Source organism: Mycobacterium sp. NGS29 (assembly GCF_059812965.1).
This window is the reverse complement of sequence record NZ_JCALDR010000017.1, coordinates 107,026-132,433: the sequence shown is the minus strand read 5'-3', so window position 1 is coordinate 132,433 and position 25,408 is coordinate 107,026. Positions and strand designations below refer to the sequence as shown.

Below are 25,408 nucleotides of genomic sequence, written 5' to 3'. Positions count from 1 at the left end.
GCGAGCAGCTGGCTCAACTCGGCTGCGGTATTGCTGTACTGGATGCTGAGCCCCTGCCACTGGGCTGCGGCGGCCAGCAGCGAACCCGGGCCCGGCCCGGCGCTCAACAGGGCCGCATGCACCTCCGGAGGCATCGCCATCCATATCGGGCCGGTCAGGCGTCCACCTCCTTCTCGCGCGTGTCGGAGGTGTAGTCGTTGCGGGCCGGCGGAAAGTTCCCGCGGCGCTCAATTGGAGCAGGACCCTCGTGCGCAGGTCAGTACAGTCAGATCCATGCCAGTCGTCGACGGCCGTCACCTCGACGGGATCTCCGAGACCGCACTCATCACGCTGCATCAGCGAGCGAGCGAGGCCGCCCGGTCCGACGGCATCATCGACGACCCGATGGCGATCGAGCTGCGGGACAGCATCGACTACGACTACGAGAACTTCGGCCGTACCCATCAAGCCACTGCGTTGCGCGCCTTGGCATTCGACGATGTTTCACGTCAATTCCTGGCCGCGCATCCGCGCGCCACCGTCGTCGCACTGGCAGAGGGACTGCAAACGAGCTTCTGGCGTCTCGACAACGGCGAACTCAACTGGATCTCGGTGGACCTGGAGCCGATCGTGCAGTTGCGCCGGCAACTGCTGCCCGCCTGCGACCGGCTGCGGTACTGTGCTCAGTCCGCGCTCGACCACTCCTGGATGGATCAGGTCGACGACACCGACGGTGTGCTGATCACCGCCGAGGGATTGTTCCAGTATCTCGACCGCGACGCGGTGTTTGCCCTGATTGCGGCGTGCGCCCACCGTTTTCCCGGTGGCCGGCTGGTTTTCGACAGCATCCCGTGGTTGCTGAGCGTGTACTCGCGGCGGCGGGGGTTCAAGCTCAGCAAGTACTACACGGCGCCGCCGATGCCGTTCTGGTTCACTGCCGACAACTACGACGACTTGCGCGCGGTGGCCGGTGTCCGCTCGGTGCGTGAGTTGCCGGCGCCCCCGGGGCGGGGCAGGCTGCTGCGGAGCGTCGTCCCGCTGGCTTACCGGCTGTCTGCGCTGCGCCGCTTGCGGGCTCCGACCACGCTCGTCGAATTCGGTTGACCGGTTTGACTACCGGCGGAAAAGTACGGGTGCACCGGGAATTATTCGCCGCCGTTGCGCGACTATAGAGACATGGATTGCGAGGTGGCCCGCGAAGCCTTGTCGGCTCGCATCGACGGGGAGCGGGAGCCGGTACCTTCGGCGCGCGTCGACGAGCACCTGGGCGAGTGCGCTGCCTGTCGAGCCTGGTACGAGCAGGCAGGCGACCAGGCCGAACTGCTGCGGCGCCTGGTCCAGTCCCGGCCGGTGATCACACCACTGGGCCCGTTCGGGCCCGACCGCATCCCCCGGCCCCGACGGGCCCGAATGGTTTGGCAGCGTTGGGCTTTGCTCGGTGTCGGCCTGGTTCAGCTGATCCTGGCCGTCGCACAGGCCCTGGGCCTGAGTGTCGGATTGGATCACGATCACGGTGGCAACCCGGGCAGCCACCTGGTCAACGAGTCGACGTCGTGGTCGGTCGCACTTGCGGTTTCGATGATGGGTGCGGCGTTGTGGCCGCGTGCCGCTGCCGGTCTCGCCGGCGTGCTGACGGTGTTCGTCGGTGTGCTGACCGGCTATGCGGTGGCCGACGCCCTGTCCGGTGCCGTCACCGCCGCGCGGATGCTGACCCACGGTCCGGTGCTTCTTGGCGCCGTCCTCGCGATCATGGTGTGGCGAAGCCACCAGACTCCCCGGCCGGCGCCGTCAGATATCGCAACAGAGCCGGAGATTGTGTTGCCCGACAACGCATCTCGCGGCCGCCGGCGCGGTCACCTGTGGCCGACGGACGGGGCGGCCTAGCCTTTCGGTCGGCGGCCCACGCCGAAGTTGCGCAGCCGCAGGCTGTTTGACACCACGAAGAACGACGAGAACGCCATCGCTCCCCCGGCGATCAGCGGGTTGAGCAGCCCGGCCGCGGCGATCGGGATCGCGGCGATGTTGTAGCCGAACGCCCAGATCATGTTGACTCTGATGGTGCGCATCGTCGCCGCAGCCAGATCCAGCGCCAAGGGCACCACTTCGAGGTCGTCGCGCACCAAGATGACGTCAGCCGCACCGATCGCGACGTCGGTGCCACGTCCCATCGCCATACCCAGATCGGCGCACGCCAGTGCCGGTCCGTCGTTGATGCCGTCGCCCACCATGGCCACCACGTGCCCGCGCTCGCGCAGCTGCTCGATCACGTCGACCTTGCCTTCGGGCAGGATGTCGGCGATCACCTCGTCCAGGCCGACGCGAGCGGCCACCGCGGCCGCTGCCGCCGGGTTGTCTCCGGTCAACAACACCGTCCGATAGCCCCGCTCGTGCAGGGTGGCGACCGCGCCGGCCGCCGAGTCCTTGACGGTGTCACCCACCGCGATGACACCGCAGGGCGCACCGTCGACTTCGACGAGAACCGCTGTCTCGCCCCGTGATTCGGCGCTGCGCCGAGCCGCGGTGAGGACGGTTTCCGGTCCCGGGGCGCCGATCCACGACGGTTTGCCGACTCGCACTTTGCGGCCGGCCACACTGCCGCTGACGCCACGACCGGGCGCCGCACGGAAGTCGCTGACCGGTTGGTGTTGGGCTGCCGATGCCGCGATCGCCAGCCCGACCGCGTGTTCGGACGCTGCCTCCACTGCCGCCGCCAGCTCGCGTACCTCGTCGGCGTCCCAGCCCGGCGCCACGGTCACCGCGCCGACCGTCAAGTGGCCCGTCGTCAACGTGCCGGTCTTGTCGAATACGACTGTGTCGACAGCGCGGCTGGCCTCCAACGACTGGTGGCCCTTGATGAAGATGCCGAGTTGGGCGCCACGACCGGACGCCACCATCATCGCTGTCGGGGTGGCCAGGCCCAGCGCACACGGGCAGGCGATGACCAGCACGGCCAGGGTGGCTGAGAAAGCCTGATCGAGCTGTCCGCCAGTAATCAGCCAACCAGCGGCGGTCAGGGCCGCGATCGCGAACACGCACGGCACGAACACCGAGGCGATCCGGTCGGCGAGTCGTTGCGCCTCGGCCTTCTGCGCCTGCGCCTGTTCGACCAACCGGACCATGCCGGCGAACTGGGTGTCGGCGCCCACCGCAGCCGCCTCCACGATCAGCCTCCCGTCGAGCACCGTCGTGCCGCCGACGACCTGCGATCCGGGACGCGCCCGCACCGGTTTGGCCTCGCCGGTCATCGCGCTGATATCCACCGCGGCGGACCCTTCGACGACGAGTCCGTCGGCGGCGATCGTCTGACCGGGGCGGACAACGAAGCGCTGCTGCTCTTGCAGCTCGTCTGCGGGAATGACCGATTCCGACCCGTCAGCCTGCAGTACCGCTACATCCTTGGCGCTGAGCGCGGCCAGCGCCCGCAGGGCGCCGCCGGCCCGCGACTTCGCCCGGGCTTCGAAGTAGCGGCCCGCCAATACAAACACCGTCACGCCTGCGGCGACTTCGAAGTAGATCGCGTCACTGCCCAGCAGTGCCTGCCAGACACCCCGCCGCTCGGTGGTCGGGTGGACGCTGAAGACGGTATAGAACGACCAGATGGTGGCGGCCGTGATGCCCACGGAGATCAACGTCTCCATCGACGCGCCGCCGTGCATCGCGTTGCGCAGCGCGATGCGGTGGAACGGCCACGCCGCCCACAGCACCACCGGCAGGGCCAGCCCGGTCAGCACCCACTCCCAGCCGGTGAAACGGGAGCTGGGCAGTACCGCGAACAACACCGACAGGTGCGCCAGCGGGACAAAGCACACGGCGGCGACCGCCAACCGGATGAGCAGATATCGCGCACGGTCGGCGTCGGGGTCGCTGCCGAGGTCACCGCCGCGGCGCACCTTGGCGTCATACCCCGCAGCGCGGACCGCCTCGCACAGCTGGTCAGCCGTGACGTTCTCACCGGATTCGACGGTCGCGACCCGGGTCGCGAAGTTGACCGAGGCACGCACGCCGGGCAGTTTGTTGAGAGTCGATTTCACCCGGTGAGCGCAGGCGACGCACGACATCCCGGTGATGTCGAGTCGGACGACCTCGAGCTCTGGGTGCGCCTCAGTGGGGGCGGTCGTCGCCGTCATCGTGGGTCCTCATCTCGTGAAAATGCGTTCCGACTAGATCAGTCGTAGCAACCAGCCCGCTAGTTCCCACCTCGTCGTGGAAGTTATGCCCTATTCTCAACATCCGTGGCGACAGGTGGCGACGACGACCAGATCACCCAGCTCGCCAAGTGCGCCGGACGAGGCGACCAGGCCGCGCTCACGCAGTTCATCCAGGCCACCCAGCGCGATGTGTGGCGGATGGTCGCTTATCTCACCGATCCCGCCAGCGCCGACGATCTGACGCAGGAGACGTTTCTGCGGGCGATCGGCGCGCTGCCGCGCTTCGCCGGGCGTTCCACCGCCCGCACCTGGTTGCTGTCGATCGCGCGTCGCGTCGTGGTCGATCAGATCCGGCACAACACGAGCCGGCCGCGCACTACTCACGTGGTCGATCTCGACACGGCGCTCGCCGCCGGCCAGGCGGTGGGCCCGCGCGGCAACCGGATCGAGAACATGGTGGAGATCCGGATATTGATCGACGGACTCGACCCCAAACGGCGCGAGGCCCTGGTGCTGACCCAGATCCTCGGGCTGTCCTACGACGAAGCAGCCGAGGTGGCCGGGTGTCCGGTCGGTACCGTCCGCTCCCGGGTGGCCCGGGCGCGCGACGATCTGCTGCGCGCCGCCAGCGAGAGCGACCGCACCGGCTAGTTCAGCGCTTGAGCGCAGGATGACTGCGGGTGAGCAGCGGCAGCATCCACTCCGGTGGTGCGATCCGGAACAGTCCGGACGAGATCCGGTTGACCAGACCCGGTACGACGACGGCCTTGCCGGCGGCCAGCCCGTCGATTCCGGCCTGCGCCACCTTATCGGCCGGGACCCACATCACCCGAGGTAACGCCGCGTCGGCCTCTTCCTTGGAGAATCCGGCCGCTTCGCCGAAGCCGGTGTCCACCGGGCCGGGGCACAGCGCCGTCACCGAGACGCCGGTGCCCGTCAATTCACCCCGCAGGCTGTGGGAGTAGGACAGCACGAACGCCTTGGCCGCGCCGTAGGCTGCTTGCCCCGGCAGCGGCCCGAACGCGGCCACCGAGGCAACGTTGAGGATGGCGCCGCGATGGCGGTCCACCATGCCCCGCAGGAACCGGCTGCACAGGTCGACGACAGCGGCGACGTCGACCTCGACCAGGTTGAGTTCCTGCTCGGGGTCGGATTTCGCGACGACGCCCGTGGTGGACAGCCCGGCGTTGTTGATCAGGATGTCAGGGGTCAGGCCGAGGGCGGTGACGCGGTCCAGCAGGCTAGCCCGGTCGGTGCGATCGGACAGGTCGGCGGGCAGTGGATGCGCCGATGCGCCCAATCGGGCGGCGATCTCTTCGAGGCGGTCGGCGCTGCGCGCCACCAACACCACCTGATAGCCGCGTTTCGACAGGATCTGGGCGAGCTGCTCGCCGATACCCGACGAGGCACCGGTGACGATCGCGGCGCGGTCCTTACCGGCTGGTGGGAGGGCCATCTACTGACCGTACCCGGTATCTCAGCAGCGCTCGGCGCCCCGCTCCATCAAGCGGAAAGCGCTGGCCGACCGGCTCGGTTGGCTGCGCCGCACGGCGTGCCACGCGTGGCAGGCCCGCGCCTTGATGGGTGCGACGATGTCAGCGCCACTGGGGCCCGGATTCATCCAGTTGTGTAGTGCTGTCACGGCAGTGGTCCCTCGTCAGTGCGACTCGTGTTGTCCTCGGCGAGTGCCGGGTCGGTGCGGCGGATGAGTCACTTGTTGAATTGCAGTCTGTCCCCTTTACATCATGGCCGCCCTCAGGTGAACAACGAGAGAACCGGCTGTGTGGGATCCGGCACAACTGCGTGGGGCGGGCCGCGACGTCACACCATGCGGCTTCCGCGCTTCGCAATGCGCACTGTCGTGTCAGTCAACGAAACGTCGTGACCCGCTGTACACCGGACGTGCGGTGCCACGGCCGCACCGCAGCCGTCGTGGACGAGCTCCATCGCACCGGCCTCGCCCTGCAGCAGTCTGCCGAATTCGATCAGGCTGACGAGCACCGGGAACAGGGCGCGGCCACGCTCGGTGAGCACGTATTCGTAACGGGTGCGCTGGCCCGGCTGTTGATAGGGCCGCTTTTCCAGCAGGCCCGCGTCGACGAGTTGGCGCAGCCGTTTGGCCGCGATCTGTTCGGTCACCCCGGCGCGGCGCGCCAGATCGTCGAAGCGCCGTTCACCGAAGAACGCCTCCCGTAGCAACACCATCGCTGAACGGGTGCCGATCAGCTGCAGCGCGTGTTCCATCGGGCACCAGTCCGCCGCCGCCCAACGGTCCCGATCAGCTAGCTGGCCCGCTAAGTTCATGTCTGTCCTGTTGTGCTGCAATCGATTACGGATGGATGATCAGACAGTTGCTGGTCGCCGTGGCCAACAGCTTGCCGGTGCCGCTGGTCAGCACCGCTTCGGCGAGCGCGGTACGGCGGCCGAGGTGTTTGACGGTTCCGGTGGCGCGCACCGGTCCGGTGTCGACGCTGATGGCGCCGATGAAGCGCACCGACAGATCGAGGCTGGTGTAGGCGACGCCGGCCGGCAGCATGCTGTGGACCGCACAGGCGGCGGCCGAGTCCAGCAGCGTGCAATACATGCCACCGTGGACGGAACCGATCGGGTTGTAGTGGAATTCGGCCGGCGTCATGGTGAAGACGGCGGTCCCTTCCGAGACAGCCTCCAGTCGCGCACCGATCGTCGTCATCACCGGCGGCGGCGCCACTTCGCCGTCGACCATGGCCTTGAGGAAGTCCAGCCCGCTGCGGTTGCGCGCCGCGTTGGCCGGCTCCAGCGGATCGGCCCATTCGATGGTCCGGGTTCGCCCGGCTCGTCGGGTATCGCAGGTTGTCTCGGTCACAGCGACCATCCTCACCGCTGACTAAACTCGAGTCAAGTCAGTGTCGTCTTGGTCACTCGGCGGTATTCAGGAAGCGGTCATCGCAGCACGTTCGAGGTCCAACAACTGCTCGCCGTGCAATTCCTCGTCGTAGGCGCGGCGCCCGCCCCGCGCCCCGAACAAGCGCTTGGAGATCACCAGGTACAGGACGGCGGCAATGTTGATGGTCAGGGTGGCCACCCTGGTGGTGGTCACTCCCTTGAGCAGGTCGTGAATCTCCAGCGGCAGAAAGACAGACGTAGCCACCACCGCGAAGTACTCGCCCCAACGTTTGAGCAACCAGAGGCCGATGCCTTCCACGATCTGCAGCACGGCGTATGCGGCGAGCAGGCAGGTGATCAGCGCCAGCGTGGAAGGCTTTGCCGCCAAGGCCTTTTCCAGCTCGTGGATGGCCGACATCTGATCGACCTTGAAGCCGGCGGCGCGAAAGATCGGCAAGTCGCGATCGAGGGTGGCCTGAATGGCTCCGCGCGATCCGCGAAACGTCCAGACCGCCCACGCAGCCAGACCCAGAATCACAGCGCGCCCGAGTCTTTCGACGGCCAGCGCACGGATGATGATGGCTTGACGCAGGGCCTTGCCGCGCATGATCAACGGCGCGTCCTCCGGGCGCCCGCGACCGTGCGGCTCGCCGAGCGCGAAATCACCACAGCGCAGGCAGCGCCACACGTCGCCAAGGTTGGTCTTGGCATGCAGCCGGTCGGCCAGCGCCTCGTCGTCGGGGGCGTAGGTGGCGTGGCCGGCGAACGCGCAGGTGATCAACTCCCACCGGTTCAGGGCACGGTTCCTGGCTTTGGTCACGCGCGCTCCTTCGGGGCCGGTGTGCGACCGGTCCGACGCCGGCATGCGCAGATCATTCAATGTGGGTAGCAGACAACGCAAGCGGATCCGTGCCGCGGCATTACGTCCTTGCGACACCACCGACTCCTCGGCATCGAACCATTCGACGGCAAGAACCCCCGTTCCATAGAGTGAGTCCTTGAACATTCGGGGCTGAATCTCGAATGTTCGAAAATCAGGAAGAGGGTCTGTGGCGATGCGGGCAGTGGTATTGCGTGGCGGCAAGTTGGAAGTGCGCGATACCGCCGACCCCCGGCCCGGCCGCGGGGAGCTGTTGTTGCGGACGCTCAGTACCGCGATCTGCGCCTCCGACGTGCACTTCATGGATCACCCGGAATTGGGCGTCAACGACCCCACCGGCCGATCGCTTTACGACGCCGACCGGGACGTGGTGCTCGGTCACGAGTTCGTCGGCGAAGTAATCGAGCTCGGACCCGACTGTTCGGATCAGTGTGCGCTCGGCACCCGCGTAACGGCCATGCCGGTCCGCCTGGTGGACGGCGGTGCCGGAGGCATGCGCATCATCGGCCAGCATCCTGAAGCGCAGGGCAGCTTCGGTGAACTGCTGGTGGTCTCCGAGGCAGCTGCCAAACCTGTCGACAGTGAAATCTCCAGTGACGCAATCGCGCTCACCGATGCCTTCGCCGGCGGCGAATTCTATGTGCGGTCGGCGGCCGTCGCGCCCGGTGAAGTCCCGATCGTCGTCGGTGCCGGCGCGGTCGGGTTGTCTGCCGTTGCCGCCCTGGCGAGTCGCGGCCTGGAGCCGATCGTCGTGTCCGACTTCAAGGCCGAACGACGCGAACTGGCCCGGAACGGATTCGGTGCCCACGTTGTGGTCGACCCCGCCGAGCAGTCGGCGTTCGACGCATTCCGCGAGATTCGCAGTCAGCGCGGATTGCCCGGGCCGGCAGTCATTTTCGAGTGTGTCGGCGCCCCCGGCCTTATTCAGCGGCTCGTCGAAGATGCCGAATTCGGCACCCGGATCTATTGCGCCGGCGGCTGGTACACCGGCGACACCCTGGACATCACCACTGCCACCCGGCAAGGGGTCACCATTCAATTCGGTGGCGGCCCACATCCGCAGGACTGGTACGGCACGCTCGAGGCGATCGTCTCGGGACGACTCGACCCATTACCCAGCGTGGGCAAGGTCATCACCCTCGACGAAGTGCCCGACGCGCTCGACCTCGCCCGCCGATCCGATGGTCCGCCCCGGATCGTGGTTCATCCCAACGGAGCCGTCGAATGACTGAACGCGAAGACCGCCAGGATATTTCGGAGCTGTTGGTGCGTTATGCCACGGCCATCGACCGGCGCCAATGGCAGCTACTCGGCACGGTTTTCGCCGCCGAGTGCGACGTGGACTACGGCGAGATCGGCACCTGGACGAGCGCTTCCGCGGTCGCGGAGTTCATGGAACTGGCGCACGCGATGGCCGGATACACGTTGCACCGGCTGAGCAACATCGCGATCACCGTCGAGGGTGACCGCGCCGAGGCCCGCACCTACATCGACGGCCTGATCATGGCGGCCGACAACCAGGGTGGTGTCAACGCGGTCGGCTTCTACGACGATGTGCTCGTCCGCACGAACGAAGGCTGGCGCATATCGAAGCGCCAATTCACGTCGGTGCGCATCACCGCGGTGAGCTAGGAGTGCCGATGAGCTTCGCCGCGAAGTACGGCCCGTGGGCATTGGTCGCGGGCGCATCCGACGGCGTGGGTGCCGCGTTCGCCATGGGCCTGGTACAGCGCGGGGTCAACGTCGTGCTGCTGGCGCGGCGCCGGGACGTGCTAGATCAAGTTGCCGCACAGATTAATTCGGCGACTCACGCGCAAACGCGGACTCTGGCAGTCGATCTCGCGCAACCGCACGCGGCGACCATCATCGCCGAAGCCACCAGTGATCTGGAGATCGGCTTCCTGGTGTACTGCGCGGGCGCCGACCCGAATTTCGAGCCGTTCCTGGCCAACTCGGTCGAGGCCGCGGAGTCGATGGTGCACCGCAACTGCATGGTGCCGATGCAGCTGTGCCACCACTTCGCTCCGGCGATGGTCGAGCGGGGGCGCGGCGGCATCGTCCTCTTCGGATCGGGCGCCGGATTCGCCGGCGCACCCAACATGGTCGCCTACGGCGCCTCCAAGGCATTCGATATGGTCTTCGCCGAGGCGTTATGGGCTGAACTGCACGGCAAAGGCATTGACGTCCTGGGCTTCATCCTGGGTAAGACCGACACCCCCGCACTGCGCGAACTCGAATACCGCCGCGGTCAGATCACATCGGCCGACGACATGCCACCCGGCGCGGCCCCTGTCGACGAGGTGATCAGCGAAGCGTTCGACAACCTGACGAACGGTCCGACCTGGATCGTCGGTGAAGACATGCGCGCGGCGATGCAGATGCTCGGATCGCTGACGCGCAACCAGGCGGTCAACCTGATGGCGCAGGCCAGCGCTGCGGCGATGGGCACACCTCCGCACTAGCCTGCCAGCTGATCAGCACCCGTCCGTAGAGCAGCCGGCGGACGCGGGCTCCGGGGAGCACCGCGCGAACGTGCGTGCGCAGCTGCGAAAACGTATCCGGCGGAGGCCATTTGATCGGCGCGGTGTGCTCCCATTTTCCCTTGACCTGGTTGACGACCGCGCAGGCCACCCAGCTGGTCAGGTGCCACAAACTTTCTCGCAGGGCAGGTTTGACGAAGCTGACCACGGCCAGCGTTCCGCCGGGTCGCACCAGGCTCGCCAATCTTGCCAGCGCGGCTCGGGTGTCGTCGATGTGGTGCAGGGCGGCGTTGGACACCACGGCGTCGAACCCGGGCAGATCGGCCGTCATGACGTCTGCATGTGTCCAGCGGACCGAAGTACCGGCAAAGCGAGCCCGGGCACGCCCCAGTACGGGAGCGTCGATGTCGATCGCGGTGACCTCGGGTATTCGAGCGGCCAGGCGGGCGGCCAGAAAGCCGTCACCGCACCCGACGTCGAGCACCTGGCGCGCGGTGGGCGGGACGGTCGCATCGACCAAAGAGTCGTAGTGGATGTTGATGTTCCACGGTCGTTCCGCCGACACGCAGCCAACCTAACCGCTCGACCACCCTATTCTTCGCCTGGGGACGTTTTAGTCAGGACGTGCGCAGAGGAGATGCAATGAGTCAGTACCGGGAAGTGCTGGTCGTGGTCGGCGTGGGCGGCATGGGTCAGGCCATCGCCCGGCGGCTCGGTCCGGGCAAGACGGTACTGCTGGCCGATAACAACGACGCCACCCTGAGCTCGGTGACCGACGCGCTGGTCACGGATGGGTACGAGGTGCAGAGCCAACGCGTCGACGTGTCGGCCGCGGAGTCAGTGCACGCACTCGCCGACTTCGCCGCCTCCCTCGGCACCGTTACCCAGTTGGCGCACACCGCCGGCCTGTCCCCGGCACAGGCTTCGGCACAGGCGGTGATGGCCGTCGATCTGCTCGGTGTCGCCCTGGTGCTGCAGGAATTCGGCGAAGTGATCGCGCCGGGCGGGGCCGGCGTGGTGATCGCCAGCATGGCCGGCCACCTCTTCCCGCCGTTGACCGCAGACCAGGAAAAGGCGTTGGCGCACAATCCGCCCGCGGAGTTGCTGGACCTCGAATTCATCAGCAGCGTCACCGAATCCACGTTTGCCTATCCGATCGCCAAGCAGGCCAACCTCATTCGGGTCCGAGCTGCCAGCGCACAATGGGGCGAACGCGGTGCGCGGATCAACTCGATCAGCCCGGGCATCATCTCCACTCCCATGGGTCAGGAAGAGTTGGCATCCGCGGTCGGTGACGGTATGCGGGCGATGATCGCGATGTCGGGCACCGGCCGCATCGGCACTCCCGACGACATCGCGGCCGCGGCCACATTTCTGCTCGGCCCCCAGGCATCTTTCATCACCGGCGCCGACCTGCTGGTCGACGGCGGGGTAGTCGCTGCCCTCAAGGCCGGGAACCGCTGACAGCCCAGCGACCTGACTACCGTTCGTCGTATTCGTGCAGAGTTTGACCGGCATACTCGCTGATGGTCACGTATCCCCGTCCATCGGGGTGGAATGCGATCGCCTCACCCTGCCGTTCGGCCGCGACCGGCCCCTCCACCGGTTGCTCGCTGAACGGTGACCAGGAGCTGCTGCCGGTGCTGCGGTCCCATAACAGCACGTCGTCGTAGGTGCGCACCGCCAACTGCGACCCGTCCGGCGAGAAGTCAGCGCTGGTGACGAGTTGTTCGTCAGCCGCCGAAAGGTTCAGTGTGGCAACGTGTGTCAGTGTCCTGGTGGCCGGGTTGGCGCCAGCGGTGCTCCACCCGCTGTCCGGTGTCGAATACACCCGGGAGACGTCTCCGTCAGTCTTCTCGATGAGCAACATGTTGTGGTGGACCGGATCGACCGCCAGCGCTTCGGAATTGAGCCTCAGCCCGTTCGGGTAAACCAGTTTCTGCTGCTGGACGCCGGTCAGCGTCGTGTTCGTCGGGTTGTTCGCGGTGCCGGTGACGATCGGCTCCTCGACACGGTAAATGGTTACGCTGCTTCGTGATTGACCGTTATCGCCGATGTCGCCGACATAGATGTAGGACTTGCCGTCCGGCCCCTTGGCCACCTCGATGTCCTCCCAGTCGTTGGCGGTTGCTCCACTGAGTTGGTAGGTGGCCAGCGTCTGGCCGGTCTTGGCGTCGATCGCGAAGATGCGCGCGGTGTCCCCGGAATCGTTGTGCACCCAGTAGACGTCCGGGTTGTTGATGCCCGAATCGATGCCGGAGATCTCGGTCAGATTGGCGTCGGTGACGGTTCCGCCGTTCGACGAAACCAGGTCACCGTCGCGGGCCGCCGCCACGGCATTCGGCCGCGGTGGTTCGCTCGGGGTGCCGGGATCGGTCGGGGATCCAGGGTTCGTCGCTGTGGCTCCCGACGCCCCGGCGGCACCGTCAGCACCCAGCAACCCACCGGACCCGCCAGCGCCACCCGCGCCCGGAATCTGGCCGGTGCCGCCGCGGCCACCGACGCCACCGTCACCGGAAAGCCAACCGCCGTCACCGCCGCGACCACCGGCAGGAGCCGCAGCCATGGCATCGACAGCCGCGCCACCCTGACCACCGGCGCCACCGCGTCCGATCAATCCGGCGCTGCCACCGCGGCCGCCCGCGTGACCGGCGGCGCCCGAGCCACCGTCGCCGCCGTCGCCGTACAGCAGTCCGCCCGCGCCGCCGTCCTGTCCAGTGCCGGGCAGGCCATCCGTGCCGGTGCCGACCAACGGGCGACCCAGCAGAGTTCGGGTGGGTACGTTGACCAGGTCCAATGCCAGTGCGGCCGCGTTGTGTGTCTCGGCCGTTGCGTACGCGCCCGCCCCCGAACCCAGCAACTCGACGAACCGGGTATGGAACGCTCCGACCTGCGCGCTCAGGAGTTGATACTCGCGACCATGCTGGGCGAACAGGGCTGCCACCGCGGTCGACACCTCATCGTCGGCCGCGGCCGGTATCCCGGCAGTTGGTAGCGCCGCGGCGGCGTTCGCCACTGCGAGGGCCAACCGGACGCGCCCCAGTTGAGTTGCTGCCGCCGACAACAACTCCGGTGCCGTTACCACGTACGACATGGCCGCCTCCGTCCACCGCTCATATAATCAATCGATTGATCGTAAATGGAACGCGCCGTTCAGGGACCGGAAACAGGAAATTAATTGATCAGTCGATCACTTCAGGCGGCGTGAATCTCGGGCAATAGGTCCGGCCCCGCTCCAGGATTCGCCCGACGCTGCAATCAATCAGTTGATCGCATCAGAGCTGCTGCTGCCGAAGAGTGCCCCGGCGACCAGGACCTTGGACGCGCCGAGCGCATCGTGGAAATCCGCCGGCGCCAGGGTGGCTGCCAGTTCGGTCAACCCGTAGATCAGCGCGTAGACAGCCTCCAGCACGGCCTGCGGATCGGGGTCCGGCCCGAGCTCTCCGTTCTGGTGTGCATCGCCGACGATGTCGGCGAGAATTTCGCGGACCGACTCGAACCCCGGGCGCGTGTCACCGGAGGCGCCATCGCTGCCGATGTTCTCGGCCCGAATCGCCCACTCGAAAGCAGCCAGGTCGGGGTAGTCCCGCAGTAGCTCTCCACACTCCTCGAGCACTGCTGTAATGCGGTCGACGACGGTGCCCGCGGCTGCGGCGGCGCGGCGTAACCGTGGCATCGCGGTTTCGGACCGGGTCGCGATGGTCGCCCTGATCAAGTCCGATTTGTTCGGAAAATAGTTGTACAGGCTGGCACTTGTCACGTGCGCCAACTGTGCGATCTGGCGGATCGTCGCCCGGGAGTATCCCACCTCGGCCACACACTTCATCGTTGCCAGGATGACCCGCTGCCGAGTCTGTTCGCCGCTGGCGCCGGCCGGACGCCCCAGCTGCGTGCGGGCCATGCGTCTCGTGTCCTCACCGGCCCGATCGGCCGCTCGCAGGTGCTGCACCGAACGCGGCACATCGGTCGAATATATTCGACCGATCAATTATTTCCGGTGTCCGCGGCGGTACCTGGCGTGACCGGCGGCTCTTCCCCACTCGGTCGGCCGGTCGGCGCCAGCGGCGAGCAGACCCGTCGGCGAATCATCCACGCGACGATGAAGTGTGTGGCCACGACCGGCTACTCCCAGGCATCCATTCGCGAGATCGCCCGCGCCGCCAACATGACCAGCGGCAGCCTCTATCACTACTTCCCCAATAAGGCCGAACTGATCCGAGCGACCGGGGAAGAGATCGAGCAGATCGTCCTGCCGCGGCTGCGCGACGCCGCTGCCCGGTCCGACGAGATCGTCGACCGACTCGAGGCGGTACTGGACGAGTCCAAGGCTCTGATGCGCGACTACCCCGCCTTGGCCGGATTTCTGCAGGCCACCCGTGCGCAGGGCACCACGCAGTCGCGTCCCGAAGGCCCGCAGTACCCGGGATCCAGGGCACTGCGCGACGTCGTCACCGAGATCATCGACGACGCCCGAAGCCGCGGCACGCTGTCTCCGAGCACCAGCACGACCGCCGCGACCGAAGCCGTGTGCGCGCTCACCCGAGGCCTGTCCGAGCAGGCCGCGCGGCTGTCGCCGCAGGCATACGACGCCACCCTGGAGTCGATCAAACAATTGCTCAAAGGCACTCTCTTTGGCATCCCGACCGAACGGTGACCAGAGTCTGCTGGCTACGCCACACAGCATTACCGCAGGTGCAGGCACACCCCACCGGCTCGCTAGGTACCGGTCGAGCCGCTAAAATTTCTCGTCGTCGTTACGCTTGCATTGGTTTGGGATGCGGTGAGGAGGGAAAAATAATGCCCATGATTTCGCGTGTTCTGGGGTCCGCGGCTGCCGTAGCCGCAGGGGTGAGTTCGGCAATATTCATGCCCGTCATACCGTCCGCGTCGGCGGTGCCGCCGTGCCCGGATGTGCAGGTGGTGTACGCCAGGGGTACCGGGGAAGACGGTTTGGGCGCCACGGGTCAGGCGTTCGTGGATTCTCTGCGGCCCCGGATCGGTGCGCAGTCGATGGACGTGTACTCGGTCAACTACCCCGCCAGCGACGAATGGGCCACCGGGATCGATGGCGTCCGGGATGCCGGTGCGCACGTCAACTCGATGGCAGGTGCGTGCCCGAAGACCAAGATGGTGCTCTCCGGCTTCTCCCAGGGCGCGGCCGTGATGGGCTTCGTCACGTCGGCCCGGGTGCCCGACGGGGTCGACCCCGCCACGGTGCCCAAACCGCTGGACCCCGGGGTGGCTGATCACGTCGCCGCGGTGGTGTTGTTCGGGACGCCGAATGCGCGGGCCATGGAGTTCCTCGGTCAGCCGCAGGTGGCGATCGGACCGCTGTACCAGGCCAAGACGCTGAAGATCTGCGCCATCGACGACCCGGTTTGCTCCGAAGGCGTCAACTTCGCCGCCCACAACTCCTACGCCGACGATGCGGCGGCGATCGATCAGGGTGCCGCGTTCGCGGCCAGTCGGGTCGGCGCGCCGGGTCCGGCGCCGGCGCCGCCTCCGGCCGGGTTCGGGGAATAGTCGCTGCGACCAGGGACCGGGCGTGCATCTCACAACATGGCGCGTCGCCCCGTGCAGGTGTCGTTGAGACGCACACTCGGTGCTGCGGCGATCAGGCGTAGCGGTCGCGCAGCTTGGTGAGCGTTGCCTCGATACCGGTCGCGTTGGATTTCGCGAAGCCCATCCGCTCGTAGTACTTCAGCTTGTTCTTCAGCGTTCCGGCGCTGTGGTAGTCGAAAGTCTCGGTGACCCGGGTCAGCGTCGGGGAGAGTGCCTCGAACTCCCAACGCCACCGGTGCCCCAGCGGATGACGCCATTCGACCACCTTGTCCGGTTCCAGCACGGTCACCGTGCTGGTGATGCGGTATGGCACGCCCAGCATCTTCATATGGGTCGAAAACTTCGATCCTTCAACAAGATTGGCCGGCGTCTTGATGTTGTCGCGAACCGTGCCGGATCCGTCGAGTTCACTGTGACGCCGGGGATCGGCTGCCATCTCGAACAGTTCGGTCGCCGGGGCGGCAACCTCCACCGATCGACTGACCCGCCGTGGTCCGGCATCGACGACGTTGATCGTCATCGTGTCTCCCTTTCTCTCAATTGTTGCGGCTCTGCGAAATTCGGATCCCAGGCCGCGGACGGCACGACGCGCGCCGGCCAGCGGCCGGATTTGACCAGTCGCGTGACCTCGTCGCGCAGTAGCACCCCGACCTTCGCGGCGAACTCGCGGGGCACCTCGAGCGCAGCAGTGGCCGCGACACCGAGCTGATGACTGATCTCCGGTTCGCAGATCGGTGCATACCGCAGCAGGCCGGCCCTTACCTCCGTGTCGCAGGCCGACAGCGGCAACACCGCATGCGCCAACCCCGCCCCGACCAATGACTTCGCCACGTCGGGCGAGTCCGTCGAAAAGCGGGCTGTCACAGTGACTTTGAGACGCAACGCGGTGTTCTCCAAGGTGTTGCGGATCCCGGTGGGCGCACCGGGCAACACCAGCGGCATAGTGGCCAGTTCGGTGAACCGGACCGGGACGTCCGGTGCCAACCCGGATGCGGGACCGCCCACCAGCACCAGCTCTTCGACCAGCAGTGGACGGAAGAACAGCCGGTCGTCGGGCACCGGATTGATCACCGCGAGGTCGATCGCGCCATGGAGCATCCGCTGCACCAGATCGTCGGTGTCGGCGACCGCCAGGTGGATGTGGACGTTGGGAAACGCCGCGGCAAGACCGCCCGACAGCGGAGCCGCCAGCACGCCGGCCGCGGTAGGCACCACGCCGAGCAGCAGGCCACGCTCGATCCGCGCCAGCGGGGACCCGGCGTATTGCACGGCGAGTTCCAATTGACGCAGCGGCGCGGCGGTCGACGCCCGCAGCCGCTCGCCCTCCTCGGTCAGCACCACACCTCGCCGCGTCCGCTGGAACAGCGTGATGCCGAGATCTTCTTCGAGCAGCCGGACCTGGCGACTCAGGGCCGGCTGCGCGATGCCCAGGGCGGTGGCGGCACGTGTGATCGAACCTTCTTCGGCTATCCGCAGGAAGTACTTGAGCCGATGAGTGTCCATCACCTCCACATCTACCAGCCATACAAATCGAGCATGACTGGTTTTCTGAATCGGTATTACCTGAGCTGCGCATTTCGGTCATATCGTCGGCGTGAGCCGCCCGGTGTTGCCGGCCCGGTGCAGCTGTCTGGTCGAGTGGAACGTGGGGTCTGAATGCCGCAGGACGTCGAGACCGATTGGGTGCAGCTACTCGGATTGGACCAACTGCCGGAGCACGTCGTCGGTAAACGGGTTACCGACCTGATGGACCTGTCCGGCAAGAAGGCGTTCGTCACCGGCGCTGGTGGTGACGGGCTGGGCCAGGCCATTGCCCACCGCCTCGGCGGTCTCGGCGCAGATGTGGCACTGATCGGTCGCACCTTCGAGAAGGTCCAGCGGCGCGCGCAGGAGGTCGAACAGCGCTGGGGTGTCCGCGCCGTCCCGGTCAAGGCCGACATGTCGCAGTGGGACCAGGTGCACCAGGCTGTCGATCAGGCCTACGCCGAGCTCGGTGGGCTGGACATCATGGTGAATAACCCGGTGATGGTGGCTGCCGGTCCCTTTGAGAAGCAGACCCAGCAGGAGATCGACTACACCGTGCTGGGCAGCTTGACCATGATGATGTACGGCGCGCACGCCGCGCTGCAGCACCTGCTGCCGCAGCAGTCGGGCAAGATCATCAACATCGGAGCCGTGGGCGGCCGCATCCAGCAGCGCGGTCTGGTGGTCTACAACTCCTGCAAGGCGGGCGTCATCGGGTTCACCCGCAACCTGGCCCACGAGGTGGCTCCGCGGGGAGTCAACGTGTTGGGCGTGGCGCCGGGAATCATGATCAAGGCGGAGATGCGCCAGTATCTGCTGGACCCGCAGGATGACCGGCAGCGCGCCGGCCGCGACGCGATTCGCGAGGCGATCACCCACCAGGTCCAGCTTGGCCGGGCTTCATTGCCCGAGGAAGCCGCCAACGTCGTCGCGTTCCTGGCGTCCGAGGCCGCCGACTACATGTGCGGGCAGACCATCGATGTCGCCGGCGGGCAGTGGATGGGATGAGCGACCCCATGACTCGACCACTTTCGGGACGCGTGGCGTTGATCACCGGCGCGGCACGCGGGCAGGGCCGTGCACATGCGGTACGGCTCAGCGCCGACGGCGCCGACGTCATTGCGGTGGATCTGGCCGGACCCTTGCCGGCCAGCGTGCCGTACGACTCGCCGACGCCGGCCGACCTCGCCGAGACCGCACGGCTGGTACAGGACAACGGCCGGAAGGTCATCACTGCCGAGGTGGACGTACGCGATCTGGACGCGCTGCGCGGAGCGGTCGACTCCGCCGTGCGCGAACTCGGCCGATTGGACATCATCGTCGCCAACGCCGGGATCTGCAGCCCCGCGCCCTGGGATCAGATCAGCGCGCAGGCATTCCGCGACACCATCGACACCAATGTGATCGGCACCTGGAACACCGTGATGGCCGGGGCCCAGCACCTCATCGACGCCGGCCGTGGCGGATCGATCATCCTGATCGGTTCCGCCGCGGGGATCAAGATGCAGTCGTTCATGATCCACTACACGGCCAGCAAGCACGCCGTCGTCGGCATGGCGCGCGGATTCGCCGCCGAGCTGGGCCGGTACAACATCCGCGTCAACAGTCTGAACCCGGGAGCGGTCGCCACGCCGATGGGCACCGGCCGGATGCGGGAGGCGCTGCAATCGGCGGCCGACACCTACCCACACCTGCGCGGCATGCACAAACCGTTGTTGCCCGACGGCATCGCGCAACCAGAAGACATCTCCGACGCGGTCGCCTGGCTGGCCTCCGATCAATCCAAATTCGTGACGGGAAGCCAACTTTCGGTCGACATCGGGGTTGGTTACTGCTGATGCGCGGACTGCGGGGCAAGACTTTCTGCATCGCCGGCGGTGCTACCGGGATAGGGGCGGCCACCGCCAAACGGTTGGCCGACGAAGGCGCGCGGGTTGCGATCGGCGATATCAACGTCGACGCGGCCACAGCCACCGCCGAACAGATCACCGAGGCGGGCGGCGCGGCCATCGTCGTCGAATTCGACCTCGCCCATGAGAGGTCGGCCCGCCACTTCGTCGAGCGGACCCTCGCGGAATTCGGCGCGGTGCATGGTCTGCACAATGTCGGCGCCGACCTGTCCGAGGACAACCTGGGACGCGATACCACGATCCTGGACACCGACCTCGACGTGTGGCACCGGACATTGGAGGTCAACCTGCTGGGCTACGTCCGCACGATCCGAGCGGTTCTGCCGCATCTGCTCGAAGCCGGCGGCGGCAGCATCGTCAACACATCCTCGGGTGCGGCATTGGGCAGCGACCCGATGCACGTCGCCTACGGCGCGTCCAAGGCCGCGGTGAATCACCTCACCCGCCACGTCGCGGTCAACTGGGGCCGGCACAACATCAGGAGCAACGGGGTCATGCCCGGCCTCGTGATGGGCGAGACCCAGGAGCGGCAGAACGACCAGCAACTTCAGCAGGCCTTCCTGACGTTCGGCAAGACCACCCGCCTGGGCAGACCCGACGACCTCGCCGGCGTGGTCAGCTTCCTGTTGTCCGACGAAGCGGAATGGATCACCGGCCAGGTCTGGTACATCGGCGGCGGTTCACACCTGCGGCAGTGACCCACAGCTGTGACTGCCACAACACTCGGGCGGCACACCGGCGTTTCCGGCCGAGTCGGCCGCCCCGGCCGTGGTACGGTTCGCTGCTGTGGTGTCGTCGCTGGTCAGCCTGGGTCGCAGCCCGAGTGGGGGCGTGCCCGGATCACGCGATCGATTGCGGCCGGGAAATGTCTGAGCTGAACCGACGCCGATTTCTCGGGTCGCTCGCCGTCTCCGCAGTGGCCAGCGTGGGTCTGGCCCGCTGCATGGTCGACCCGCAACCGCGAACGTTCGCCCAGACGCCGGCAGCTGCCGTGCCACTGCCCGCCGGTCCGACTGTCGCCGGCCTGCTGCCGCCGCCGCCCCCCAGTGCGCGCATCCGACTCCCCGGCGGGGGTGCGCTCAGCCAGCTGCCCGGGACCGGTGATCTGCTCGCCCTGACGGTCGACGACGGCACCAACAGCGAAGTGGTGCGTGCCTACACGCAGTTCGCCAAGGACACCGGTATCCGGATGACGTTCTTCGTCAACGGCATATACGACTCGTGGACCGACAACGTGGCGATGTTGCGGCCGCTGGTCGAATCCGGTCAGATCGAGCTCGGCAACCACACCTGGTCGCACCCCGACTGCACCTCGATCCCCCCGGGCGAGATCGCCAAGCAGCTCAGCCGCAACGACGAATTCCTTCGCAAGACGTATGGCGTTGGCGCCAAACCCTATTGGCGCCCGCCGTACGCCAAGCACAACGCGGCTGTCGACGCTGTGGCGGCAGACCTCGGATACACCGTGCCGGTGCTGTGGTCGGGTTCGCTGTCGGATTCCACGTTGATCACCGAGGAATACATCGTGAAGATGGCCGACCAGTACTTCACCCCGCAGTCGATTGTGATCGGACACCTCAATCACCTGCCGGTCACCCACGTCTACCCGCAGCTGGTCGACATCATCCGCGAGCGAAAACTACGCACCGTCACCTTCAACGACATCTTCCTGAAGACGCCGTAGCCTTTCCTGTCCACCCTCCCGCACACGGTCGCGGGGACAATTTCATGTCCATTGTCCTCGTCGGCCTCAGCACATGTGCGTATGCCGGTTAGCGGCGGATGCTGCAACATCGTCTGATCGATCAACAACACGTGGGGGCCGCACCAGAAGGCTGGGGCCGGCATCTTGCTGCCCAAACACGCTAGCCCGCAACGCATTCGCAAAGCCGTAGCGGCAACGCTGCACGACCCTCGCTACGAGCAAGCCGCCCGCAGTCTCGGGGTGGCGATCCGGCGCCGCGACGGAGCGCAGTTGGCAGCGGACGCGATCACCCAGTTCGCAGTGACATCGATGTCTCCCTGATCGGATCTCCAAATAGCTTGTCGGACAACAGCACCGTCACTGCGGGCTGATTAAGTTGTGCGAAGGGCACGCTCATGGGCGACCGAATCGAAAAGCCCACGACTCGGTGTTGAGTCGCGTCATCGACAAGAATGGCAAGAATGCCCGCTGCGACCCGGCTCACCACCCGAACTCCCGCCCATGAGTCGAATGAAAAGCGCCGGCAATAGATGGCTGAGAATGTGTTTCGACATCGACGCGCCGTAGGTTCGCTCGTCCTGGCTGGTTTGGCTGGCGCGACATCCCTGCTGGTCAGTTGCCAGGACCACCCGCCGGGACCAGGGGGCCAGCAGTCATCGCCGTCGCGCACCACGAAGCAGGCCGTGCACGGACCGGCCTTCCCGGAATGCGGTGGCGTCAGCGATCAGACCGTCGCGCAACTCACCAACGTGTCCGGCCTGGTCGTCACCGCTCGCAACCCGATGGGCTGTCAGTGGTTGCTGCACGGCAGCATCGACGGGCCGTGGTTCTCCTTCAGCTGGTTTCGCGGCAGCCCGATCGGGCGTGAACGCAAGAACGAGGACCTCACCCGCTCCACCGTCAGCGACGTCACCATCGACGGACACAGCGGCTACATCGCGGCAGGCACCGACCGGCTCGGCACCCGGTTGTGCGACGTTGCCGTCCAGTTCGGCGACGACTTCTTCGAATGGTCGATCCAGTTCACCAGGAAGCCGTTTCCCGATCCGTGCGAGATCGCCACTGAGCTGTCCCGCCGGACCATCGCGGCGGTGAAGTGACGGCGGCCGCCCGGGACCGTCAGCCCTCGAGCATCCCATCGATGATCAGGCGCAGCACCTGGCTGATCTCCTCGCGCGCCCGCTTCTGGTCGGCCGCCGTGGCGATCGCCATGGCGGCTTCGTCGAGTGCGCCGATCAACACGGTGGCCATCGGACGAACCGGTAGCGGTTGCAATTGGCCGGCCTCGATGGCCGCCGTGATCAACTGCTCGGTCATACCCAGGCTGTAACGCTGGGCAACGTCACGGAAGCCGGCCCAACCCAGCACAGCCGGCGCGTCCAGCAGGATCAACTGGCGCGCCTCCGGGTCCCCGGAGACCTCGAGCCAGGCGTCGACCGCGGCGCGGATCGTGTCGGCGGGCGTGGTGGCACCCGATGCAGCAACCAGCGTGGCCATCCGATTCATCAGATCCTGCTCCACCGCTTCGACGACGTCGCGGAAAAGCGCTGCCTTGTCGGCGAATTGGTGATACATCGCGCCTCGGGTCACGCCTGCTTCGCCGGCGATCTCCGGCGTACCGACGTCGGCGTAACCCCGCGATCCCCACAGCTTGCGGGCAGCCGAGACCAGCGCCGCGCGGGTTGCCGCGGAACGCTGTTCCTGAGTGCGCTTCTTGATTTCCATACACCCTGTTGGTAAATTACGAACAGACAGCCTGTTTGTAACATAGCGCGAGTAGGAGCTTGCCACGCCGACGATCGACATTAACGCCGGAACCATCCATTACGAAGCAACCGGACCCGCAGCCGGGCGTCCCGTCGTGTTCGTGCACGGATACCTGATGGGCGGCGAACTCTGGCGCGACGTCAGCACCCGCCTCGCCGAACAAGGACTGCGCTGCATTGCCCCCACCTGGCCGCTCGGTGCCCACACCCAAGCCCTGCGCGCCGGTGCCGACGCCACCATCACCGGCGTCGCCAGGATCGTCGCCGACACGCTGGCGGCGCTCGACCTCGACGACGTGGTCCTGGTCGGCAATGACACCGGCGGGGTGGTCACCCAGTTGGTGGCGGTGCACCATCCCGAACGGCTGGGGGCGCTCGTCCTCACGAGTTGCGATGCGTTCGAACACTTTCCGCCGCCGATCCTCAAGCCGGTGATCCTTGCCGCCAGGTCCAGGTCGTTGTTCCGCACCGCCATTCAAACCATGCGCGCGCCCGTCGCGCGCCGGCGCGCCTATGCGGGATTGGCCCACAACGACATTGACGATCTCACCGCGGTGTGGGTGCGCCCAGCGCTGTCCGACCTCGCGATCGCGGAGAACCTACGCCAGCTCTCGCTGTCGCTGCGCCCCGAGATCACCACCGGGGTCGCCGCACGGTTACCCGAATTCGGCAAACCTGCCCTCATCGCATGGTCGGGCGACGACAAGTTCTTCGACCTCGAAGACGGCCGACGACTCGCCTCGACGATTCCGAATGCCCGGCTCGAGGTCATCGAAGGGGCCCGCACCTATTCGATGGTCGATCAACCCGCGCGTCTCGCCGAGCTGTTGGCTACGGTCGCGGTGCCTGCGTAGCACGAGCGGTCCAGCCACGCTGGGCGCTCACCCGGCCGGGCCATGCGGCGACGGAGCTGATCGTCAGTGGCGGCCAGCACCCCAGCACCAGGTAGGCGGTGATCGGCAGGCCGTTGGTGGTGCGAGCGGGACTCACGGCGATCCGGTGAAGTACGGCAGCGTGACCTCGGAGTCGACCGCGTGGAATTGCACACGCACCCGCATCCCGATCCGCAGTGCATCGGCGGCCACGCCGACGATGTTGGTCAGCAGCTGATAACCCTCGTCCAAGGTGACAATTGCCGGCGCATAAGGCGGTTCGAATTCCGCGGTGACCGGCCTGTGCACGACGGTCCAACTGTAGATTTCGCCGACGCCACCGCCCGGTGTCCACCGCAGCTCGGCCGACAGGCAATGGCGACAGTGCTCGGTCGGTGGGAAGTTGGCCAGGCCACACTGTCCGCAGCGTTGGTAGCACAGTTCGTGACGACGGCATCCCGCCCAGAACGGCACGCTGAGGTGACTGCCAGCGTGCGGCAACGGGCCGGTCTGCGGCAATAGATTCATCGCGGTTCGTCCCCCAGTAGCAGCACTGTGGTGAACATCGCACCCGCTCCCCCGTTGCTGCACAACGCAATACGCGCGTCCGGCACCTGCAGTTCACCCGCCTCGCCGCGCAGTTGCTGCACGGCCCGCACGGCGCGCTGCATCATCTGCGGGTTGGCTCCCGCGTGACTGAACGACATGGTTCCTCCGTCCGTGGTGATCGGGTGACTGCCGCCGATCGCGATGTGACCTTCGGTGACGAACGGTCCGCCTTCACCGGGTGGGCAGAACCCGAACGCCTCCAACTGGCGGATGATCTCGAACGAGAACGGGTCGTAGAGCTCCAGCACGTCGACGTCGTCGCGGCGCAGACCCGAGTGCGCGAAGGCACGGTCGGCAGCCCGCCGGCCCACCACGCCGTTGACGTGATCGCCGCGGCGGCCGACCAGGTCCCACGCCGGCGGATGCTGATAGGACGGCCCGTGAAAGTCTGCGCCACTGCCCAAGATGTAGACCGCACGGTTGCGCGGGTCGACCTTGGCGAGGTTCGCCAGTACCAGCGCACAGCCACCCTCGGACGTGGTGGCGCAATCGAGAAGGTGGAAGGGATCGGCGATCAGCCTGGACGCGGTGATGTCGTCCGGGGTGAACGGACCACATTGGTGATACACGGCTTTCGGGTTGCGCGATCCGTTGTTGCGGATGGTGGCCGCCACGATGGACAGCTGCTCGCGGGTGGTGCCGTAGACGTGCATGTGCCGACGCGCGATCAGCGCGAATTCCGCGGCCGTGAACATGCCCCACGGCGCTACGAATTCGTTCTCCGGTCGCGTCCAGGGCGCGGTGGCTTCGTGGTCGCGATACTCACCGGCCTGGGCGGCGACCAGCACCACCACGTCGGCCATGCCGTGTTCGATAGCAGTGGCCGCCTCGGTGATCATGCCGACCCCGAAGCCCAAGCCTTGCCACGCCGGTCCGAGCCGCAGGTCATAGATCAGTGCGGTGGACTGTGGACCCGCGCTGATGCCGTCCACGTCGTGCAGGCTCAGACCGGCGTCGGCGAGGGCTCCTCGGATCGCAGTAATGGCCAGACTTCGTGAGGTCTCACCTTCCAGCCGGCGGCCCTGCGCGGTGTTGAACACCCCGACGATGGCCGCGGTGCGGTGTGCGCTCAATCCCACTCCACTCTGATGCCGTCAGTTTTCATCAG

General features: G+C 66.7%; 27 protein-coding genes and 2 pseudogenes. 15 read left to right on the top strand and 14 right to left on the bottom strand.

Going from position 1 to position 25,408, the window contains the following annotated elements; translation table 11 throughout:
* On the bottom strand, nucleotides 1-158 hold a 158-nt coding region (locus AC5Y5Z_RS20790), incomplete at its 3' end, for a PPE domain-containing protein (RefSeq protein ID WP_499927261.1).
* Nucleotides 159-273: 115 nt separating this feature from the next.
* Between AC5Y5Z_RS20790 and AC5Y5Z_RS20785 the strand changes: the two genes are divergently transcribed.
* Both AC5Y5Z_RS20785 and AC5Y5Z_RS20780 read left to right on the top strand, forming a co-directional pair.
* The gene (locus AC5Y5Z_RS20785) at nucleotides 274-1,083 is read left to right on the top strand and encodes a class I SAM-dependent methyltransferase (protein ID WP_499927244.1); all 810 of its coding nucleotides are present in this window, start codon (nucleotides 274-276) and stop codon (nucleotides 1,081-1,083) included.
* A 72-nt stretch (nucleotides 1,084-1,155) separates the two neighbouring features.
* Nucleotides 1,156-1,254: pseudogene (locus AC5Y5Z_RS20780) on the top strand (zf-HC2 domain-containing protein); the annotation flags it as partial.
* Between the two features lie 513 nt (nucleotides 1,255-1,767).
* On the opposite strand, the pseudogene AC5Y5Z_RS20775 reads toward AC5Y5Z_RS20780, so the two are convergent.
* Nucleotides 1,768-4,106, bottom strand: a pseudogene (locus tag AC5Y5Z_RS20775) (heavy metal translocating P-type ATPase).
* Nucleotides 4,107-4,211: 105 nt separating this feature from the next.
* On the opposite strand from AC5Y5Z_RS20775, the gene sigC reads away from it, so the two are divergent.
* Complete coding sequence (sigC, locus tag AC5Y5Z_RS20770; protein WP_473138820.1) at nucleotides 4,212-4,778, top strand: RNA polymerase sigma factor SigC; 567 nt, start codon at nucleotides 4,212-4,214, stop codon at nucleotides 4,776-4,778.
* A gap of 1 nt (nucleotide 4,779) precedes the next feature.
* On the opposite strand, the gene AC5Y5Z_RS20765 is transcribed toward sigC, so the two are convergent.
* The 4 genes from AC5Y5Z_RS20765 to AC5Y5Z_RS20750 all read right to left on the bottom strand — a co-directional run bounded on the left by AC5Y5Z_RS20765 (nucleotide 4,780) and on the right by AC5Y5Z_RS20750 (nucleotide 7,812).
* Entirely contained in the window at nucleotides 4,780-5,583 is an 804-nt protein-coding gene (locus tag AC5Y5Z_RS20765) for an SDR family NAD(P)-dependent oxidoreductase (protein ID WP_473138819.1), read from the bottom strand.
* Nucleotides 5,584-5,948: 365 nt separating this feature from the next.
* Nucleotides 5,949-6,431: a winged helix-turn-helix transcriptional regulator gene (locus tag AC5Y5Z_RS20760; protein ID WP_499927242.1), complete on the bottom strand. Its 483-nt coding sequence runs from the start codon at nucleotides 6,429-6,431 to the stop codon at nucleotides 5,949-5,951.
* Between the two features lie 25 nt (nucleotides 6,432-6,456).
* The gene (locus AC5Y5Z_RS20755) at nucleotides 6,457-6,972 is read right to left on the bottom strand and encodes a PaaI family thioesterase (protein WP_473138817.1); all 516 of its coding nucleotides are present in this window, start codon (nucleotides 6,970-6,972) and stop codon (nucleotides 6,457-6,459) included.
* A 66-nt stretch (nucleotides 6,973-7,038) separates the two neighbouring features.
* The gene (locus AC5Y5Z_RS20750; RefSeq protein ID WP_463828015.1) at nucleotides 7,039-7,812 is read right to left on the bottom strand and encodes a DUF2127 domain-containing protein; all 774 of its coding nucleotides are present in this window, start codon (nucleotides 7,810-7,812) and stop codon (nucleotides 7,039-7,041) included.
* A gap of 244 nt (nucleotides 7,813-8,056) precedes the next feature.
* Here AC5Y5Z_RS20750 and AC5Y5Z_RS20745 point away from each other — a divergent pair, with 244 nt between their 5' ends.
* From AC5Y5Z_RS20745 to AC5Y5Z_RS20735, 3 genes are read left to right on the top strand one after another with little or no spacing between them, the layout of a single operon-like run.
* The gene (locus AC5Y5Z_RS20745; RefSeq protein ID WP_499927259.1) at nucleotides 8,057-9,100 is read left to right on the top strand and encodes a zinc-binding dehydrogenase; all 1,044 of its coding nucleotides are present in this window, start codon (nucleotides 8,057-8,059) and stop codon (nucleotides 9,098-9,100) included.
* Nucleotides 9,097-9,504, top strand: a complete 408-nt coding sequence (locus tag AC5Y5Z_RS20740; RefSeq protein ID WP_473138816.1) for a nuclear transport factor 2 family protein — start codon at nucleotides 9,097-9,099, stop codon at nucleotides 9,502-9,504. Before AC5Y5Z_RS20745 ends, AC5Y5Z_RS20740 begins: the two co-directional genes overlap by 4 nt.
* Before the next feature lie 8 nt (nucleotides 9,505-9,512).
* The gene (locus AC5Y5Z_RS20735; RefSeq protein WP_499927239.1) at nucleotides 9,513-10,334 is read left to right on the top strand and encodes an SDR family NAD(P)-dependent oxidoreductase; all 822 of its coding nucleotides are present in this window, start codon (nucleotides 9,513-9,515) and stop codon (nucleotides 10,332-10,334) included.
* Here the strand turns inward: AC5Y5Z_RS20735 and AC5Y5Z_RS20730 are convergent.
* Nucleotides 10,282-10,917 (bottom strand): class I SAM-dependent methyltransferase, encoded by a 636-nt coding sequence (locus tag AC5Y5Z_RS20730; protein WP_499927237.1) that lies wholly within the window; start codon nucleotides 10,915-10,917, stop codon nucleotides 10,282-10,284. The two genes, AC5Y5Z_RS20735 and AC5Y5Z_RS20730, sit on opposite strands and share 53 nt — an antisense overlap.
* A 77-nt stretch (nucleotides 10,918-10,994) precedes the next feature.
* Between AC5Y5Z_RS20730 and AC5Y5Z_RS20725 the strand changes: the two genes are divergently transcribed.
* Nucleotides 10,995-11,816: an SDR family oxidoreductase gene (locus AC5Y5Z_RS20725; RefSeq protein ID WP_499927235.1), complete on the top strand. Its 822-nt coding sequence runs from the start codon at nucleotides 10,995-10,997 to the stop codon at nucleotides 11,814-11,816.
* Nucleotides 11,817-11,832: 16 nt separating this feature from the next.
* Here the strand turns inward: AC5Y5Z_RS20725 and AC5Y5Z_RS20720 are convergent, their stop codons facing one another.
* Together AC5Y5Z_RS20720 and AC5Y5Z_RS20715 are read right to left on the bottom strand one after the other, a co-directional pair.
* Nucleotides 11,833-13,446, bottom strand: a complete 1,614-nt coding sequence (locus AC5Y5Z_RS20720) for a PE domain-containing protein (protein WP_499927233.1) — start codon at nucleotides 13,444-13,446, stop codon at nucleotides 11,833-11,835.
* Nucleotides 13,447-13,614: 168 nt separating this feature from the next.
* Complete coding sequence (locus AC5Y5Z_RS20715; protein WP_473138811.1) at nucleotides 13,615-14,253, bottom strand: TetR/AcrR family transcriptional regulator; 639 nt, start codon at nucleotides 14,251-14,253, stop codon at nucleotides 13,615-13,617.
* A gap of 117 nt (nucleotides 14,254-14,370) precedes the next feature.
* Between AC5Y5Z_RS20715 and AC5Y5Z_RS20710 the strand changes: the two genes are divergently transcribed.
* Together AC5Y5Z_RS20710 and AC5Y5Z_RS20705 are read left to right on the top strand one after the other, a co-directional pair.
* Complete coding sequence (locus tag AC5Y5Z_RS20710) at nucleotides 14,371-15,006, top strand: TetR/AcrR family transcriptional regulator (RefSeq protein ID WP_463827839.1); 636 nt, start codon at nucleotides 14,371-14,373, stop codon at nucleotides 15,004-15,006.
* 143 nt (nucleotides 15,007-15,149) lie between these two features.
* On the top strand, nucleotides 15,150-15,875 hold the full coding sequence (locus tag AC5Y5Z_RS20705; RefSeq protein WP_499927231.1) for a cutinase family protein: 726 nt from the start codon (nucleotides 15,150-15,152) through the stop codon (nucleotides 15,873-15,875).
* Nucleotides 15,876-15,966: 91 nt separating this feature from the next.
* Here the strand turns inward: AC5Y5Z_RS20705 and AC5Y5Z_RS20700 are convergent, their stop codons facing one another.
* Both AC5Y5Z_RS20700 and AC5Y5Z_RS20695 read right to left on the bottom strand, forming a co-directional pair.
* The gene (locus AC5Y5Z_RS20700; RefSeq protein WP_463827837.1) at nucleotides 15,967-16,434 is read right to left on the bottom strand and encodes an SRPBCC family protein; all 468 of its coding nucleotides are present in this window, start codon (nucleotides 16,432-16,434) and stop codon (nucleotides 15,967-15,969) included.
* A complete protein-coding gene (locus tag AC5Y5Z_RS20695) occupies nucleotides 16,431-17,417 on the bottom strand; it encodes a LysR family transcriptional regulator (RefSeq protein WP_499927229.1) in 987 nt (328 codons plus the stop codon). The genes AC5Y5Z_RS20700 and AC5Y5Z_RS20695 overlap by 4 nt, the downstream gene beginning before the upstream one ends.
* Before the next feature lie 153 nt (nucleotides 17,418-17,570).
* Here AC5Y5Z_RS20695 and AC5Y5Z_RS20690 point away from each other — a divergent pair, with 153 nt between their 5' ends.
* The 5 genes from AC5Y5Z_RS20690 to AC5Y5Z_RS20670 all read left to right on the top strand — a co-directional run bounded on the left by AC5Y5Z_RS20690 (nucleotide 17,571) and on the right by AC5Y5Z_RS20670 (nucleotide 22,153).
* A complete protein-coding gene (locus tag AC5Y5Z_RS20690) occupies nucleotides 17,571-18,446 on the top strand; it encodes an SDR family NAD(P)-dependent oxidoreductase (RefSeq protein WP_463827835.1) in 876 nt (291 codons plus the stop codon).
* Between the two features lie 8 nt (nucleotides 18,447-18,454).
* The gene (locus AC5Y5Z_RS20685) at nucleotides 18,455-19,276 is read left to right on the top strand and encodes a mycofactocin-coupled SDR family oxidoreductase (protein WP_499927226.1); all 822 of its coding nucleotides are present in this window, start codon (nucleotides 18,455-18,457) and stop codon (nucleotides 19,274-19,276) included.
* Entirely contained in the window at nucleotides 19,276-20,046 is a 771-nt protein-coding gene (locus AC5Y5Z_RS20680) for an SDR family NAD(P)-dependent oxidoreductase (RefSeq protein WP_499927224.1), read from the top strand. The genes AC5Y5Z_RS20685 and AC5Y5Z_RS20680 overlap by 1 nt, the downstream gene beginning before the upstream one ends.
* Before the next feature lie 176 nt (nucleotides 20,047-20,222).
* Nucleotides 20,223-21,032 carry a polysaccharide deacetylase family protein gene (locus AC5Y5Z_RS20675; protein WP_463828013.1) on the top strand — a complete coding sequence of 270 codons (810 nt, stop codon included), beginning with the start codon at nucleotides 20,223-20,225 and terminating at the stop codon, nucleotides 21,030-21,032.
* A gap of 551 nt (nucleotides 21,033-21,583) precedes the next feature.
* Entirely contained in the window at nucleotides 21,584-22,153 is a 570-nt protein-coding gene (locus tag AC5Y5Z_RS20670) for a DUF3558 domain-containing protein (protein WP_499927222.1), read from the top strand.
* A 19-nt stretch (nucleotides 22,154-22,172) separates the two neighbouring features.
* On the opposite strand, the gene AC5Y5Z_RS20665 is transcribed toward AC5Y5Z_RS20670, so the two are convergent.
* On the bottom strand, nucleotides 22,173-22,778 hold the full coding sequence (locus AC5Y5Z_RS20665; protein WP_463827831.1) for a TetR/AcrR family transcriptional regulator: 606 nt from the start codon (nucleotides 22,776-22,778) through the stop codon (nucleotides 22,173-22,175).
* Nucleotides 22,779-22,851: 73 nt separating this feature from the next.
* Between AC5Y5Z_RS20665 and AC5Y5Z_RS20660 the strand changes: the two genes are divergently transcribed.
* Entirely contained in the window at nucleotides 22,852-23,673 is an 822-nt protein-coding gene (locus AC5Y5Z_RS20660; protein ID WP_499927256.1) for an alpha/beta fold hydrolase, read from the top strand.
* A 132-nt stretch (nucleotides 23,674-23,805) separates the two neighbouring features.
* Here the strand turns inward: AC5Y5Z_RS20660 and AC5Y5Z_RS20655 are convergent, their stop codons facing one another.
* Complete coding sequence (locus AC5Y5Z_RS20655) at nucleotides 23,806-24,219, bottom strand: Zn-ribbon domain-containing OB-fold protein (protein WP_463827829.1); 414 nt, start codon at nucleotides 24,217-24,219, stop codon at nucleotides 23,806-23,808.
* Complete coding sequence (locus tag AC5Y5Z_RS20650) at nucleotides 24,216-25,373, bottom strand: thiolase family protein (protein WP_499927219.1); 1,158 nt, start codon at nucleotides 25,371-25,373, stop codon at nucleotides 24,216-24,218. Before AC5Y5Z_RS20650 ends, AC5Y5Z_RS20655 begins: the two co-directional genes overlap by 4 nt.
* Between the last annotated feature and the right edge of the window lie 35 nt (nucleotides 25,374-25,408).